This is a genomic window from Alteromonas sp. RKMC-009 (assembly GCF_003584565.2).
In the GTDB taxonomy this organism is placed as follows: Bacteria; Pseudomonadota; Gammaproteobacteria; order Enterobacterales; family Alteromonadaceae; genus Alteromonas.
In genome coordinates, this window is record NZ_CP031010.1 from 2,276,019 (window position 1) to 2,294,232 (window position 18,214).

Below are 18,214 nucleotides of genomic sequence, written 5' to 3' on the forward strand. Positions count from 1 at the left end.
AAAATATGTCTAATCCGTTAGGAAGTAATTTATCTGCACAGAAAGCCCAGCGTGTGCAGCAGAAGGTGGATAGCCTCACCAGCCTTGACAGGCTGATTCAGGAATCACAACGTAAAGAAACAGCCCTCACTGACTGGGTTATGGGTAACCGTGCCGACACTGAGCGCAGAGCCCAGATAGACGGTAGAGCATGGGCAGGACAGACCGAACTGGGTACATTGTCCGGCCAGGCAAAGCAGTTAGCCAACCGTGTGTTATCCGGCGGTGCTAACATCCTCGGTGACTGGGCATCAGCCCCTGGCAACGCAGAAGCGAACCAGTACTTATCATTACTGGATGACGCTACACGTCAGGCACTGGCTTTAGAATTAAACAATAAAGCCCTGTCACCGGAGCAGCAACAGTTGCTGAATACACCGGTCAATGACAGCCGGTATAACCAGGGTGGCTACTCTTACAACGGTAACGTTAACCGGCCGATGGGTAACACTGGCCAGACTCCCCGCCAAATCTTTGCTAAGTATCAGGAAGCACTGAAAGGTGCTGGTGAAAACGCTGATTACTTTACAAAAGACACCTGGATTGAAGATGCCTATAACCCGCTGAACCGTGAAGCACAGTCCAAGCAGTTCGGTTACGCATGGGAAGACTCAGGTATCGAAGAAGCCAAAGGTGCTTCTGAGACTGCCGGCGCACTTGCCGATCTGACTGTGGAAGGCCTTAAAGCCTTACTGTCCAATCCCGCATCTACTTTTGAATATGCTGCCGAAAGCGCACCAAGTGCATTCGCTACAGCTGTCCCTGGCTTAGGTCAGGCCAACAGTGCGGCATACGCATTGAATACCCAAGCTGAGAACCTGCGTAAGGCTGACAAAGAGAACAAGGTTGTCAGTACCGATAAGCAAGCGGAACTCGCCGCAGAAGCTGCTCTGGGCGGCATTCTGGACTTTGCAGGTGATTCTGCAACACGTGCTATTTCAGGTATCAAAAAGCTGGGGAAAACGGATGTCACGAAAGCGACTACAGAAGCAACGAAAGAGGTTGCAAAGGAATCAGTGGCATCAGCAAAAGAAGTCCTGACTAAAGCTGCTAAGGGTACAGGCGGTATGGCCACTGAAGGCGTTACAGAAGCTGTACAGACTGCCATTGAAAATGATGCACTCGGTGAAGACTTCGACCTTAAAGAAGATGGCCGTGATATCTACGAGGCAGGCATGATCGGGGTAGGTGCATCTGGTGCTACCGCTGCCGCAGTCAGAACCCCTCAAGCTGTAGCGACATCCACTAATGCAGTAAATACAGTATCGAGTGCTGCTGCCGCTAAAGTTGGTAATTTGAACGAAGCGCGTAAGCAACGTACTGAAGAAGCTCAGAAAGTAGCCGATGAGCAGGTTAGGGCTGAAATAGACTCAGGTAACTATACTACTTTAGTTGAAAATTCTCTGTCAGATGGAGAAAACACAGAAAAAGTTTCAATTGACGATGGAATACGTAATATCCGCGCCCGTCATGAAGCCGCTCTGACCTCCGATGCTACCCAAGAACAGAAAGAAGCATTAGGTGATGAAGCACTTATTGAGGCTACCCAGCTGCAATCAGCAATCGCTGAGAAACTGGAAAGTCTGGAAACTGAAATCACTAATACCTCTGACCCCAAAGTAAGAGCATCATTAGAGAAACAAGCCGATAAACTGGTTGATCAGGAAAACCGTGTCACTGATGCCGTGAACAACATGTTTGCGCGTCAGGAGACTATTTCCAATACCGCACAGGCTGTGGATTCAGTAGTTAACGCTGAGCAACGTGACGATAAGTTTGAAGTGGATGCACAACGGATTTTCAAATCTGAAATGTATTCGCCGGAAAGTATCACTTTAGAAGATGTAGAGTCACTTTTGCAATCAAGACACTGGACCCCTGAAGAACGTACCCGCTTACAGAATGCTGCCGCAGTAAAAGAAGCTGCACTGGCTGCTACTGAGCAGAGAACTTCCTCAACCGTAGACGGCGTAAATAATGACCTTGTTAAAGGCCGTGCTGCCGGTACGTATGATAAAGCTGATCGCGGTGCGACCAGTGCACTGCAGTACCAGGCTGAGATTACCCAGTTGATTGATGCAGGTGACACAAACACTGCACGTCAGAAATTGCGCCGTCTGGAAGCACTTGCCAACAGTCAGACACGTAAAGCAGATGACTTTGAACGTGCCTTTGCTCCATGGTCCCGTGGTGGTATTCCGGATATCACTGATGAAGATCAACGGGCTATCGACTATGTAGCAGCTAACTACAAGATGCGTGGCTCCCGTAAAGACGGTTCACGTAGCTATCAAATTTATGAACGCTCCGGCCGCATGGTTAAATCTGTCCGTGCTGAAGCCAATCTGCTTAACGCTGTGGTTAATAACATCAATGGCCTGATGCCGGCAGAAGAACAGGTATCTGCGCCGGTAACTGAATCTGTCGCTACGCCTACGGCTGCGCCAGAAGCACCTGTAACGGAAGTAGCAGAAACTACTGCACAACCTGAAGTAACAGCAGCAACTACAGCGGCCAGTACAGAGAACACACCGGCAGACGCAATACCGGATACCATTACACCCGAAGAACAGGAGTCGCAGAGCGTCAGCGTTAGCGACGACACCAGTACAGAAGATACCACTGTAGAGTCAGTTGGCTTAACAGATGAAGAACTACCTGCACAGGATGAACCTGAACTGAGCGACACTGAAAAACAACTCAGTGAAATGCGTCTTAATGAGAACCGTCTTGACGCTACTATCCGTGAAGCCAAACGTAAGCTGAATAACAAGGCATTAATCCGCTCAGAAGCCATGGATAACCTTGGCTTTTTAGGTGAGCCCAATACGCCTATAGAAAAGCAGGCAGTGAAGCGGGAAACCCGCCGTATAACTCAGGAACTACTGGACACCATTGCCACAGCTAAAAGTGATATCAGTGATTCTGCATCTGCCCGTAAATATCTTGAGGGCAGGGAAGAAGGCTATCACGCAGCTGACAGGCTACTGGCCGGTAACAAGACCCTGAATAAGTTCTTCAAGAAGTCTGACCGTGTACGTAGCATCATTGCTGAAGTCCCTCATGTAATTCAGAGACTACGCGAACTGCCGTCACTACTGCTGACTGACAGTGATTCTGTTTCTGGCTTAACGACTCAGCAAAAGAATGCCGTTGAGCATTTCACCGCATTTGCACCAGGGTTCGCTAAGATCATCAACCAGATGGCTAAGCCAACGGATCCAAGCTACGACACACAGAACCTGCATAACACGTTACTGGAAAACGGGAAGTACCCTGAGTCTGTAACGGCTGCAATGTCCATGGCTGCTTACAACTGGGTAGCTACATCCTCAATGGATGCGCTATTCAATAAGAAAGCTACTGTCGGCCAAATGTTCGGTGTGAAAGAAGAGAAGGTAAATCACGACCTGCATCAGTTAATGATGACCCGTGGCTTACCGGAAGATTGGATCACCCGTCAGCTGGGCCGTGACATCATTAAGATGCTTGGCTTATCCCTGAATGATGAAAATGGTTCTACCGTTCACCTGTCCCGACTTGAGTTCCAACTGGGTCAGGTTACGTTAAGTGCCATGCTTAACGCACAGCTGGTTGAAGGCGTACAGACTTCCTGGGCAGATATTAAAGGTGCTGCCAGTAAGAAGGTAAACGCTGAGATTAAGAAGTCAGGACGTTACACAGGAACGGATAAATCACCTGCTCTGTACAACACGTTCCTTCCTAAATATAACCCTGATGCGCCACTGTTCAGTGATGAGCAGTTAGACGGACGTGCCCGTGATATTTACGAAGTAAATAAAGACACTGGCCGCATTCTTAGCGAAGCCCTGTCTATCGGTAATCCTACCCGTATGCCTTCATTCAAGCCGATTACGAAATTACCGGCACACATGAAGCGTACGATTAAAAAGCTGCCGCAGAAGATGCAGGATGCCATCCTGAAAGCACAGCAGACACCGATGGGTATTTCCTCTGACACCGATACGCTGGTTAATCTGTTAGGTGATGCGGAACAGAAACTGGTATTCAACTTCCACACTGAAGAAGAAATGCGCCTTGCTCCTAAGCGTAAGCGTAAAGCCATGGAAGCAGTGAACGCAGGCTTACAACGTGAACTGGATAACTACAATGAGTTCCGTGAGGCTATGGAACTGTCCAAAGGCGGCTTAGGTAAACCATTCTACCTGCCTATGGAATCATGGAAGTATGGTCGTCTGGGTTACAGCAGCAGCGTGAACCCGCAGACAAGTAAAATTCACCGCGGCTTAATTGGCGTCAAAGCGTGGAAGCGCGATATAAAACTGGATAATGAGCAAGCGGTCAACCTGTTTAAGTTAGGCGTGGCTCAGGGATTCGGGATTGATATCGACAAGATGCAGATTGAAAGCAGCCTGGGTCAATTTGGTACACTGGTCACTGAAGACACCCGTATTCAGGAAGCTGCTGAAGCAGCGGTTGCACTGGTAGAAGGTGGCGTTGACCCACTCAGTGCAGAAGGCCAGATTGCCCGTGCACTGGTTACTGACGTAGTACGTCAATACAAAGAAGGTACGCACACGTTACGGGCCTTGATGAACTATGGCCGTTACCTACAAGCCCTTGATGATCCGGATGAGAAGTCATTCTCTACTGACCTGTGGGTTGAACTGGACGGTGTAACCAACGGTGTCGCAATCGGTACTATGCTTTATGGTAACGGGACTGCCGACAACATGAAGGAAATGCTCAAGAAAGGTGGATTCTTCTTTGATGGGCAACGTTCACTGGGTAATGCTATCGAAGGTGGCCAACGTGACTTCTATCAGACACTGACTGACCGCTGGAACCAGTTACTTCAGGAAGACCTGAGCAGCTACCCCGCAGAGCATCCTATCCATGCTGTAATGAAAACCATCATGGACACGGTAACCAAGAACGGTACTGACATTCCCCGTGCACTGGGTAAAGAGCCGCTTATGCAGCGTGTTTACGGTGCGGGTGATGACACTATTGAAGCTATCCTGGGTCAGGAGTTCCTTGATAAGTTTGATGACCGCATTGAAAAGGCCATTGTTGATAACGACCCGCAGGGCAGCTTAACAGCACTGCAGGCACTTAATCGTGAATTACAGAGACTCACTAACTCCAAAGAAAACTTCATTCCGGTTACTAAAGGCATGTCAGTAAAAGACATGCGTGATCTGGAGATGCCTAACTATCAGCAGAACATGATAGCCGATGCTGTTATCCGCAACATGGCTGCACCGCTGGCCGGTGCCATTGACGAACAGTTCAATGACTTCAAAGAAAACCGCCAGAACTACGTGGACGGTATGCAGCAGTTGAATGCTACCTTTGCGGATCTGACAGACATGCTGATGGAAGACGCAAGACAGGCGTTAATTAAGGCCGGTAAGTTAGAAAAGAATCAGCCACTGCCGCGCAAGGTCTTCAATGACCTGATGAGTAAGTTCCACACCATCATGCCTAACGTGCAGTATGCTTATTCTCAGAATGCTGAAGAACAGACACAGGTTGCTGAAATCGGTGAAACCATTGACCAGAAGCAGAATGCCAGTACTTCCTTCGCCAAAAACATCCCTCTGAAACTCAAAGGTGCATGGCGTAAAGGTCTGTCTGCTAAAGCCAGACGGGATACAGTGACCCGTGAAATCGGCGTAGGTTCCGGTGTACAGAACATCCATGCGTTTGATGCTGCTATGGCCGCACACCTGCTTACTGAAGTCGGTGCATTTAACGTACACGATGGTTTCCCTGTCAGTGTACTGGATGCTGTAAAAGCAGGGCAGAGCCTTAACAGCGAAATGGCAGCACAGATTGGTAAGCTGAATCCGTATCAGCACTTACTGGATCAGATGCTGGCTATGGAGGAAGCTATTGAATCACTGGTTCAGGCCGGACGTATCTCTAAATCCAAACAAGGTAAGCTGGTTGCCACCCTTTACGGGCGTGACACATGGCAGAACCGACAAAAGGATATCTTACCTTCGCTTCAGAAGAACGCTGAATACCAGAATGATGTATCCAAGAAGGTAATGGACGATCTGGAATACCTGGTTCAGTACAACTTTGAAGGGGCCGGCTATGAGACCGAGAAAGGCCGCAATAACCGAGCGCTTGATGAAGCAGGTAATCCGGTGCCTTCGCGTACACGCTCTGCACCTGAAGCCCCTAAGCCAGCTGAGACAACTAAAACGACTCAGGTTAAGGAAGAGGCAGAACAGAAGAACATCCGTACCAGAAATGACTACGGCGAGTTGCGCGACCCGAGTGTAGCGGTAACTGACCCTTTCCAAATCCTGTTTGAGAAAGCAGTCAAAGAGACTACCAATGTACGTGAAGTACTTCATATGCTGATGAAGGACCGTAAGGTCAAGACACTGAACGCAGGCATTCTTAAAATGCTGGCCAAGCACGTACCGCCAGACCTGACATTTAAAGTCGTCGGGGATGAAGCCTATAACTCAGTGAACAACATGATGACAGTTGCCCTGGGTGTCTATGACCCTAATGACCGCGAAATCATGTTACGTTCAAGTGACTATAAGCATTCCGGTACTACGCTGGAAACAGTGGCCCATGAGTTAATTCACGCCATGACTTCGGACCTGGTGAACCGTGTACAGAACGGGGAGATTAAAGATCCTCAATCTGTAAAAGCTGTCGAAAAGCTGGAAGAACTACGCACTGAAATCGCAGAAAAAGCGTCAAAGGCCGGTATCCGGTTGAACAGTGAAGCCACACGTAACATCAAAGAACTGATTGCCTATGGCTTTACTAACCGTGAGTTTATCGAGCAGCTGAAAAACATTAAGACTAAGCAACGCCGTAATGGTGGACTTATCGACATGTTTACTTCATTCGTAAGCCGGATCACAAACGCCATATTCAAAGGCGAGAGCTCACCGAAAACAGACAGTGCAGTCCGTCAGGTGATTGAACTGGGTGCTTCACTGATTGAGTCACAGGCACGCTTACTCCCACGTGGTACAGAGAGTGTGTACGCCGCCGACATGCAACGCATCCGGAAGATGACACCCGCCGAACTTGTACAGGCGTTCGCGGAGCGAAATGCCGACAGAGATACAGACCACACTGAATACCTGAAAGAAATCCAACAGAGTCTGATTAACAGTGTTGCTGGCTTGAACGGTAAAGAGTTGTTTGATGCGGAAGAAGCACTGGGTGATGAATTTGACCAGTTCGTTACGCACCTGAACAACAACACCACACCTTTTGTCAGTAACCTGCGTGATACCTTCCCGATGCCGGAAGAAGAACTTTATGTTGCCGAGCAGCTGGAAAGTGTATTAGGCAGTTCACTGAATACGTACAGCTTTGAAAGAACGCAGTTACGTAAGGCATGGTTGTCAGCCAAAGAAGCACTGACCTGGGAATCGTTCCTGCCATTTGAGCAGGCTAAACTGGACCCCTCAGAAGTCGCTAAAGCGAAAGCCAAGTATGACTATCTGTTCAGTCCTTCTGGTTTAAATGCCGGTAACATTGAGCAGTCGGATATCGCCGGCCGCAATATTGATAGTAGACAGGCTGATTACCTCACACGCTTTGCTGTTGTAGGTGCAACCCACTTACCGGTGAGACAGTTACTGGAGAACATCGAAAATCGTGCTTCAGACACCCCTGAAGGCAGTATCTACCGACAGGTACAACATTATATCAGTCGGATCCTTGGACGCCTTGTGGACCTGCTGAACGGCAATGTGAACCTGAGCCGTACGGTACGTGATGCACATGACAGTTTGCTTGGCCGGCTTGCACAGAAGAACTATGACACCCGCCGTAAACTGGATGTGCTGGAACGCACGGAACAGAAACTGCGTAGTGGTGCTGATGATCTGATTAAGCAAGGTGTGAAAGCCGCCGTAAACAGTAAGGCCTTTGGTTCAGTGAGAACCACAAGAGTACCTTTCGTAGCGGCAACAGCCGGACTGGTTGAACTGGCCGTTAAAGACCGTGTGGGTAAAGTGACCCAGATGATCAAAGATGACATCAAAAACAACAAGCAAACACCGCAAAGCAATGTTGCCCTGGCCGTTGATGAAGTAATCGGTGACACGGTTAATAACGAAGAAATGCTGAAGCAGCTGCGTTACACCAACAGGGACATTGAACAGAAACGTACGTTTGTTTCCAAAAACCTGAGCCAGATTATTCACGAAGGTTTCAAAACCAGACTGAACAAGCACCAGAGTAAGGCTGTTACCAAAGCCCTTATCAAGTCTGATGTTCCTTCGCTACTGGCACACGGCTACACCATGGAACAGGTAGCAGAGTTGCTGGCAAGCAACGAGGCGGTACACGCTGAAGCCGCTAAGCTGGAACAACAGCTGAGTGAATTACCACACTTCGCAAAGTACGTTGCACACAGTAAAGCACTTGGTTTCTACATGGCGAGAAACGTGGCCACAACCCGCAACCTTATTAAGAATGCCTACGGCATCGCTAATATGTTCGGGTATGGTCTGGCAGTGTCTCAGGAAGAAGCACAAGCCGCGGAACCGCTTATTGAGCAGCTGGCTTCCCTGTACGCAATCAAGTATACCGATGCCGCTTCAAAGGCGCTGGCTCTGGAAGTCGTACGTACTGAGAACGCACGTAAAGACGGCCAGAACGGGGCAGAGTACCTGCTTAGACAGTATCAGGACATTCGTGAAGAATCACAGGAACAGTTGTTCCATGGCGATCCTGCATTAATGACTAAAGGCTTTATCAGTGAAATACACAACCCGTATGTGTCACTTGACTGGGCTGTACCAGGTTCTGAGAAAGCCAAGCAGCTTGAAGCCATGGGCTACATTAAGCGTGACGGCCTTATTGCCAAAGACAGAATGCTGGACAATGAACAGCACGTTCACCTGTACACAGTACGTGATGGCGGTATGCGCCGTAGGGTTACCGGTGTGGCCTCTCTTACAGAGGTTGCCGCAAAGGGTACTAACTACGTACAGGCAGCCTTTAACGCTGATAACGGCCAAATGTACCGTGACTTCGGAAAGGTACTGCCGGCACTGACACGCAATGCAGTTGATGATTCAGCTGAACGTATGGACATTGACTTCGATCCGGAAACCGTGAAAGAAGCGATGATGATTCCAACATTCAGCCCTGACGGACGTGTTACCGATTACCGGTATGAAATGTCAGAGGAAAACCGCGATAAGATTCTGGAAAAGCAGTATGACGTAGGTGAAGTGGTTGGTGGTATCGCCGGTAGCATCGTGGACCGTACAAATACGAAATCACGCAATGAGCAGATGATTGACGTACTGTATGACCAGTATGCTAACGACAAGAACCCGACCGCATCTAACTACGTGAAGGTCAGCGCAGATGCAAAAGATCCTGTTATCCGTGAATACTGGGACTTACTGCCACGGGATGCCAAGTTACATGCCAGGGATAAGTTTGGACGCCCACACTTAATGGTGCGCCGTGACTTGCTCAACCTGACGTTTGGCTACCGTAAGTGGTCAGCTGCCGAGATATTCAAGGCCGACAGAGATAAGCAGCATATGCTTACTAAAGCCTTCAGAACCGCAGTGGAAATGACACTGGGTAAAGTGTTCGGGGATAAGCTGATACTTCGTATCCAGCAGACTGAGAATGTAGTACAGACCATCGTGAAGATGATCAAAGACTCCATTATCGTCAAATCCCTGTTTACCACCGTGTTCAACATCGTGAGTAACGGCTATTTCCTCAACCTTGCCGGTGTTCCCCTGAGACAGGGTATCACTGACACTGTGAAAGGCTGGCGATATGCGAGTGCCTACAACACACTGAAAAAGCGGCAATATGCATTGCAGCGGCAGCTGGCCGTAACCGGTACAGGCTCAAAGCGCGAATCTCTACGGAGTGAACTTGCAGAAGTCACCACGGAAATGTCGGCCAATCCTGTACATGAGTTAATGGAAGCTGGCTTATTTCAGACCATCGTTGAAGACATTGATACCGCTAAAGACCCGTTCAGTTATAAAACCAAACTGACACAGCGTATAGATGATGTCCTGACAAACAAACGTCTGGGACCGGTGAATAAGTTCGGCAAATTCCTGTTCGTGACCCAGGACACCCAGTTTTACGATATGCTCAATCAGCCTATTCAAATGTCAGACTTCGCTGCACGATACGCGCAGTACCGTCACCTGACAGAAACAGCTGAGAACAAGTTAAGTAAATCGGATGCGCTGGCCAAGGTAAGCCGGAACTTCGTTAACTACGATATTCCGACAAGCCAGGGATTACAGTACCTCAATGATATGGGACTGCTGTACTTCACAAAGTATGCCTTACGTATTCAGCGACCAGTGTATGAGTTGTTCAGGGAACAGCCGGCATCGACTTTGGCGAACATGTTCCTGATCGGAAACATGGGTATACCGTCACCGGTAGATGCTGCATGGTTCCAGTCCAGTATTCTTGACAAGATTGGAAACCCTGTCAGTACCGGATTAAACGCATGGGATGAGATACTGCCGATAAACGGAATACTTCATGCCATGGGCTTTAAATCATAAATAAAAAGGGGCGTTAAGCCCCTTTGTCTTACTTTAAGGACAGGAGAAATGCCACTAAACACGCTGCCGTAATCACCAACCCTGCACGTAAATACATCTTACGTGATGTATCAGGGGTAGTAGTTTCCTCTACTACTCTGGGTTTGTGGGTGATAGTGGGCGTAATGACGTGACCTTGTTCCCTTAATAAACGGACACGTGACCCAACACTTGCAGCAGTCCGGCCAAGGATATCAGCGACTTCCCGATACATCAGGCGGTCTTCGTTAACCAGGCGGATAATAGTTTCATCTTCTTGTGGGGTATATAAAGCGGGCATAGCTTCTCTCAATAAAAAAAGACCTCTAATCAAAGAGGTCAGGGTTTTCTTTTTTAAATTCAGCGTCAGCCTTTTTGATAGCTTCCTTTATGTTGGGGGCTTGTTTGATAAGCCACACCAATCCCGCTACAGCGCATATCCCCAACAGGACGGCGAGAAATATAGAAAGGAAGTATGTCACGGCTACGACCACCCCGACACATACACACACAAGTATGATAGTCAGGATGGTTTTGAGGAATGACCAGGCCTTTTTAAGCATCAGGCGAACAGTGATTTCTTATTAGGTTGTTCGTCAGCTTTGAAAGGTGGCTTTTCATCTTCCGGCTCAACTACTGCAGATTTCTTCACACCGGCGAATAAAGACTTTTTAGGCTTTTCTTCTTCCTGTGGTGCTTCTTCTGTAGTTTCCGGCTCGGCGGTTTCTTCAGCAGCAGGTTCTTCCTTTGCAGGTTCCGGTTCCTGTTCGGCTTCGTCTTCTGCTTCAGGGGCTTCTTCGGCTACCGGCTCAGGAGACTTCTGTTTACGGCGGCGGCGCTTAGGTGCAGGCTTAGCTTCGGCTTCTGGATTGGCTACGGCAGCAACATCAGTGTTGATTGCGGCTGTGACTTCAGTACCGTCAATTTGTAATTCAACGGTGAACGGTTGTTCTGCCAGATTAAGTACGTTGGCCGCCTTAATGTGTTGTTCGATAATCGTAGTGATATCGGATTCTTCTAATAAAATTTTCACGCTCTGATCTTCCTGTGAAAGCTGAGTAATTGTTTGAAGGTGTCCGTTTGCATGCCTGCTTCTACAGCGGCAACGGCATCGGCTAAGTGTTCGTTCTTAGCTGTGATCACCTGATGGCCGTTACGCTTCTGCGTAAGCCATTTTACGTTTGGATACTTATTGACTGCCCACGTGATCATGTCCTGCTTGGTGGCGTTCTTATCGCCGGTAGCAGCCAGTTTCACTTCATTAGGGGTCACTTCAATAAGGGGGATTTTGATACCGGCAAGCAGCTGGACGCATGCACCGTATGACATCATTGCACGGGCTGACTGACTCCCTACGGGTACTTCTACAAATATGAGGTCTACGCCTTCGATAAACTTATGAAGTCCGTCATGGAGTTCACGGCAGCGTTGCAGGTCTTGGGAGTTCTTCCGTACCTGCTTCTTCGCTGATTTGTCCGCACTGGTTTGGACCAGTTTCAGTTCGTGCGGGTCAAAGGCCACTCCGTCAAAGTGGCCCTTTACCATCCCCAAGTTTGATAGGCTTGGATCCAGTCCCGCGACAATCATTACTTAAACAGGCTCTTTACACCTGAACGGGCTTTGTCACCGCCAGACTTAGGTGGCGCACCTTTAGTTGCACCGTTACCGGAAGCACCTTTGGCACGGTTGATTACCTGGCCTTTGTTCTTTTCGGTCCAGACATCAATGAACGTAGCTTCTTCAGCTTCAGACTGGATTTCAGTCACGGTCATTTTGTCAGATGCACGGAAGAACTTAACGACTTCGTTTTGCTGACGTGTCTCACCAGATGCAACGTACTTGCCCTGATCGTTCTTAACACGCTTGTCCACTTCCTGCAGTTCTACTGCGGCAATGATTTCTTTGTCCAGCAGATCTACCAGCATCTGTACTTTGGTTGGCAGTTCTTTCTTCGCATCGAAATCGTAAAGGTTGATCACCTTCTCTTCGGTGTCCAGATCACCGATTTCTTCACCTACAGATAGCAGGGTCATGGTGTTACCCAGAATGAAGCCAGGCAGGTACTGTTCGTTACCTTCCTTATCGGTGTACGTATTACTCAGACCTTTTTCCTCACCGGAAGTCAGGTATGTAGTTTGCGTTACTGAACCGGCTTCTGACTCCAGTTGGAAGTTCAGGCTGATTGCACCGCTTTTGGCGGCGTCCAGGAAGGCATACTTAATTTTCATCGGGTATGCGTCAGTTTCCAGCATACGACGACCACCTACACGGTCAGAATCCAGATTGATATCTTTTTTGGTTTTCAGGGCATTTTTAAGTGACATAGTGGCAATTACCTTAGTTGTAGTATTCGTTCAGACGGTCGAGCACTTTCTGTGCATCGTTATCAATGAAAGTTTCTTCCATTTCCCACAGGCCCATAGGACCGCGCATACGCTCGTTTACTGTTTTCTCAGTAATCTGTGTTTGGAAGACGTGTTTGTAGCCGAGGGCTTTTTCCTGCGGGGTGACGTTCAGAAGTTCTGACTCATCAGTCAGGTCTTTCAGCTTCATCTTTTTGGCTGCAATGATGCAGGAGAAGTAGCTTTCAACACCTTGGTTCTTGATAGCACCTTTAGCCGGTACTTTCGTTTCAAGGACCATATCTGCTTCGTTCAGTTGATCGACAACGTGAGCAAGGAAGATGACATTTTTAGAACTGCCGGCAACGTGGTGTTGCATCAGACGCTTAAAGTACTGGGTATAATCACCCCAGGCCTTCATGGTGTTCTCTGAGTTCAGTACATACACTGACTCATACATGTCCATCAGGTAGTTGAGTGAATCGACTACGATGGTGTGTACATGGGCCATATCATCGGTTTCAGCCATTTCAAAGGCTTCTTCCACTTGCAGCGGGTCAGTTACAACCAGTTCCATGAACTTACTGCGGAAAGGTAATTTCTTACCTGATTCACAGTTGAGGTACATGACCCCTTCGGGGTTTTTCAGGTCTCGCAATGATGCAGATTTACCTACGGCAGACTTACCGCAGATCAGCACCAGATTGTCATTCACTTCGAGTGACATGATGTTCTCCAAATTAAGAAAAGCGCAGTAGCCACCGAAGGGTGGCCACTTAGGGATGTTTAGGCAGCTTGTGCCTTGGCGAATGCTTTGCGGGCAGTGATCATGATCGTGGTGTGGATTTCGTCTTCCGGCAGTTTGTCAGCCAGCTTTTCGTTCAGGGCAAGTGTGGCCTGTTCTACCTGACTGAGTGTTTTACCGGAATCAACCAGCAGCAGGGCGTACTTAATCAACTGATTAGAGCGGTTACCCTGACCGGTGTTATTAACGAACCAGCGTTCAAGATTAGTGAGACTGGCTTGATCCAGCAGGCGTTGCTTACGTTCCTCATTCTTCGTGGTCTTCGGAATGAAGGAAACAGGGTCGAACAATTCACCATCCTGTACCAAGCAGTTACCTTCGTGGGATAGCCATTTACGGCTTCTCTGGCTTGTCTGTTCGTCAATGTCGAACGGGAGCCATGAGTACACTGCTTCCATAAATTCACGGTAGTCAGTGCCATCCATCTTCAGGGTGTACTTCATCGGCAGTACGATACGGAATCTGTCTACGCCTTCCGTCTGGTGACGTTTAGTGGTGTAGAAGATTGCTTTGTAGTCGTGCAGCAGTGCCTGGGCGGTAGCCAAGGGCACGTCACCATCACAATCAATAACCAGCAGGTTAAATCCGGGCTTAGTTTTATCTTCGCACCGGTGTCCTTCCAATACATGGTGGGATACCCAGTGGATATCGTTCATCTGGGTCAGCTTGGCTAAGTTTTCCCAGGTGATAGTGTCGTTGAAGTAGTTGTAGGCCACATGGTCTGAGTAGCTTACTGTGAGGGCATCAGTGTCCGTTTCTTTCAGGCTTTCGCCTTTCAGGAACTCAATACCATCAATGAATTGCTTCTTAATGATGATGTTGTTCTGATAACCGTAGGCTACGGCCATGGTCAGCATTTCTGCTTTCTGGCTTTGGTTTCCCTTGAAGAAAGGTAAGTCTTCGACCAGTTCTACCTGAGTCACCGGACGGGTGGTACCGCCTAAGTACTTTGCCAGCTTAACGTATGGCCGGTCACGGGTAAGGAGACCCTGGAATGATGCTCCACTGTCCTCTACCACTGCGATAGCGTTATAGAGGTTAGTTGCTGTGATCTTCGCATTACCTTCAATGAAGGCGTACGTAGCAGCAAGTTTCATGGCCTTAAACCAGCGGTGTTCCATTTCGATGCGTTTGACCACATCAAACTCGCTCATTTCCTCTGCACGGTCTTTACACCACAGGTCGTACTCGATACGCAGAATCTCTTCTTCGTAATCAAGTGCAATCTGGCGTTTGTAGTGCAGGGGGTCTGCCAGTTCCAGAAGCTGTTCAGCGAACTCTTCAATGAACTCCAGTGACTGTTTGGACACGTTACGCTGATAGATTTCTTCAGCGGTCATATCAAGGTTGCGGTTAACTGATTTCGCTATACCGAACAGGCAACGTCTGGCGTAACCTTTTTCCAGCATAGTGAAGAACTCTTCTTCCTTTTTACCACCGTCCATCAGCGAAGCCGGCGAACCGAACATAATAAGGTTACATGGTGTCTGGCCCTCAATATGGGTAAGACGCTGGTTGTCCTTAGTGTTCTTGGTAAGCGACTCTTTGATTTTACCTTTATCGTACAGTTCAAGGAACTTACTGAAGGCTTCTTGATTGCCAGTCAGGTTATCCCCGATTTCGTCAATCTCGAAATTAAGTGAGCCAGCATCTGCCATTAACAACTTGTGTCTGAACTGCTTCAGTGCTGCAGGAGTGGCGGAGTCGAATGACGGCAGCCACGTACCTGATGCTTTGAACTCAGCAATCAAGTCATCCATTTCATCGTCCGGATCGGTACTGTTACTGATAGAACGGCGCGTTGCCAGCTTCGCTAAGTTTTTCTCTGTAGCGTAGGGCAGCAACTCATCTTTAAAACGTTCGTTGAACAATCCGGCCACTTCTTCTTCAAGGAAGTTCATGGCTTTGGTTTTACCGAATCCCGATGGTGCCAGGTCCACTGCATACATATTAATAGGTAGTGGCTTCTGGTTGTGCGTCTTAATGGACGCCCGCATCTGTGACGCTACTTTTGCAAGTGCGTAGCTGGTCAGTACACGGAAGAAGGTTGGCACATCATTTTCGCAGTAAGCGCACAGGTGTTGTGCAATGCGTTCTGCGGTGGGGTGAAATGTGATTTTGTCACGGTCAAATACTTTAAACTCTCTCATGCTATCCTCTAAGCGTAAGTTCGCCGGATGCGAGGTATCTTTGTGCCTGAGAACAGATATCCATGGCTTTACAGAAACGACAGGCTTTTACTTCCCCGGGGAAAGTCTTAATTACACCTGAACCTTTCTGTCGCACGAAGCGTTCCGCTTCCCGCTTGTCGGTAAATCTACCGCCGCCTGATACTGCACGTCTGGCTTTATCGTCTTTATAGACTTTGAAGATAGTCTCGCTACGCCACAGATCTTCATCAGAGCATTCCGGCAGTTCGTCTTCCGGTACGTCTTTGAATCGTTTGATCAGGGCTATCTGGTTGCGTATGAACGACTCTGTTTCTTCCACTGGCTTGAGCAGCAGCTTATGTTCCAGAGTCCGTTGATTGGGGTAATTGGGCTCACGGGTACGGGAACCCTGCCAATCGGTGAAAATGAATTGAATCGCCATATCACTGCGCTTTATCTTGTCCGGATTAAGCCAGCGATATATAGAACCTTGCATGATGTATTTATCATCATTGGTTCGGTTCATGTAGGTGTAGACCGAGGTGGTCTTGAAGTCTTCTACTCGGCCATCACCGATGAAGTCAAATTTACCCGATACGATGAAGCCGTCTACTTCCCGTTCTGCACGGACTTCCAGATAAACTGGTATACAGCGTGGGTTTTCTTTCAGGAACTCTTCTGTCGGGTTTATCGCAACTCTGTCGATGACTTTCTGCGGGTAGCCCAGCTTCTCCATGTTAGTGCGGTAGTGTTCCTTCCATGCGGCTTCAATACCGTTGTGGATGGAACTTCCCATGGAACTTGGGATACGTCCAACAATGTCTTCTTTGCGTTCATCGTTTTCTACACGATTAGACAGGATGAATTGCTTGAGGGGTTTCAGTAGCGATGTGGCGGAAATGTGATTACTGCGATCATCGTAGTCGTAGTCATCATGTGCCAGCCACACGCCAATGGATAGTGGCAGTCCACTATGATTGGTATATAGCATCGTTGATTCCTTCACGGATTAAACCGCAATAGCCACCGACCGGTGGCCCTGGGAATCAACAGGGGGAATAGCAATGCGCCCCGTAGGGCGCAGTGGTTACTTCTTAGTTAACTCGTCCCAGAGATCTTTGGCATCATCATTAGCCGCCATGATCAGGTACGGGTTGAACATAAAGTGTATACGGTTAGCTGGCAGTTTCCGTCTGCTCACTTCCAGCTTGGATAGTTTGGCAATCAGACCATGCTTCTTCAGCGGCTGAAGGCCTTTACTCAGACGTTTGTACTCAGGTGAGTGCAACGTCCGTTCTTCCTGACTGGTTTCGTAATACACCAGGTTTGTATCGAACCGGTATGTATTTTTTAGCATCTGAAACAGAATCCCGGAGTGCGGGGGCAGTTTCAGAATAATATCAAACACGTCTTCGGGTACAGTGTTGCTTTTGGTAGAAATTACACCTATGCGCTGAAACAAGGGTCTCTTTGCAGGTTGGTGCTTTAATTTTAATTTTACGTTGTCAGACAGTTGCTGTCTTTGGTTAACCTCTAAATTACCGAAAAACAAGTTATACTCCAGATAATTTTTTCCTCAAAATCCGGCGAATTATTTCCTGTAGGTGATTGATCTTTCTTACTTAATCAGGTCTCTATATATATGTATATAGGGATCTTAGGGATATAAGTGAATTACCACAATAGCAACCGAACGGTTGCCTAATCACATTACTCCATGTACTTACACTACTATTAATTGCAGGGGTTACTAAGTTACCTCAGTAACTGTGCGGGGAATGGTTCCCAATAATGGTACTGAATGTGCCGGTTTCACTGTCTGTGAAAATTGTATAAGTCATACTTTAATCCTTGCACTTGACTCTTTATCCATCCAGCTGAGAAGAACTTTCAAGGTTACAACGTCTTTCAACTGGTTGGGCAGTTTAAATCGTAAAGATATTAAAGAAAACGTAAAAGTGATCCGTTTGTCGCAAATGTCTGTAGATGCACGGAAATTATTTTTAACTAAATAAAGTATTCAGTTTCACTAAATAGTGTCTGTATGTATACCTGATTGTATGGAACTGTCATATTCCTCGTATGCCGGTTCCATGATCACAATTTACGTCATGTCCCATTGGGATCTTTTCATGGGTGTTTCAGGGTTCTTGTTAGTAGGTACTATCACTTCAGGATACTGCTTTTGCGTCCCTCAGCTACCCAAGAAATATAAGTTTCAGGGTTCAAGTCCCGCTTTCCGCACCAAACTGAAAGCCCCGGCTTAAACGCCGGGGTTTTTTTATGCCTGCAATATTTGTCCTTCTTTGCGGTTAGCCG

Annotated in this window: 8 protein-coding genes; 1 reads left to right on the forward strand and 7 read right to left on the reverse strand. The window is 47.9% G+C overall.

Annotated elements, in window-relative coordinates; all coding sequences use genetic code 11:
* Positions 1 to 5: 5 nt before the first annotated feature.
* On the forward strand, positions 6 to 10,580 hold the full coding sequence (locus tag DS731_RS10120; protein ID WP_119501205.1) for a hypothetical protein: 10,575 nt from the start codon (positions 6 to 8) through the stop codon (positions 10,578 to 10,580).
* A gap of 580 nt (positions 10,581 to 11,160) precedes the next feature.
* Here the strand turns inward: DS731_RS10120 and DS731_RS10125 are convergent.
* From DS731_RS10125 to DS731_RS10155, 7 genes are all read right to left on the reverse strand, one after another.
* Complete coding sequence (locus DS731_RS10125; RefSeq protein WP_119501207.1) at positions 11,161 to 11,631, reverse strand: hypothetical protein; 471 nt, start codon at positions 11,629 to 11,631, stop codon at positions 11,161 to 11,163.
* Positions 11,628 to 12,185 (reverse strand): hypothetical protein, encoded by a 558-nt coding sequence (locus DS731_RS10130; protein WP_119501208.1) that lies wholly within the window; start codon positions 12,183 to 12,185, stop codon positions 11,628 to 11,630. The genes DS731_RS10125 and DS731_RS10130 overlap by 4 nt, the downstream gene beginning before the upstream one ends.
* Positions 12,185 to 12,922 (reverse strand): hypothetical protein, encoded by a 738-nt coding sequence (locus tag DS731_RS10135; RefSeq protein ID WP_119501209.1) that lies wholly within the window; start codon positions 12,920 to 12,922, stop codon positions 12,185 to 12,187. The genes DS731_RS10130 and DS731_RS10135 overlap by 1 nt, the downstream gene beginning before the upstream one ends.
* Before the next feature lie 13 nt (positions 12,923 to 12,935).
* On the reverse strand, positions 12,936 to 13,667 hold the full coding sequence (locus DS731_RS10140; RefSeq protein ID WP_119501210.1) for an AAA family ATPase: 732 nt from the start codon (positions 13,665 to 13,667) through the stop codon (positions 12,936 to 12,938).
* A gap of 59 nt (positions 13,668 to 13,726) precedes the next feature.
* The gene (locus DS731_RS10145; RefSeq protein WP_119501211.1) at positions 13,727 to 15,895 is read right to left on the reverse strand and encodes a DUF3987 domain-containing protein; all 2,169 of its coding nucleotides are present in this window, start codon (positions 15,893 to 15,895) and stop codon (positions 13,727 to 13,729) included.
* 1 nt (position 15,896) lies between these two features.
* Positions 15,897 to 16,886, reverse strand: coding sequence for a hypothetical protein (locus DS731_RS10150; RefSeq protein WP_119501212.1), 990 nt, complete (start codon positions 16,884 to 16,886; stop codon positions 15,897 to 15,899).
* A 96-nt stretch (positions 16,887 to 16,982) separates the two neighbouring features.
* Positions 16,983 to 17,252, reverse strand: a complete 270-nt coding sequence (locus DS731_RS10155) for a hypothetical protein (RefSeq protein ID WP_150154273.1) — start codon at positions 17,250 to 17,252, stop codon at positions 16,983 to 16,985.
* Positions 17,253 to 18,214: the final 962 nt, after the last annotated feature.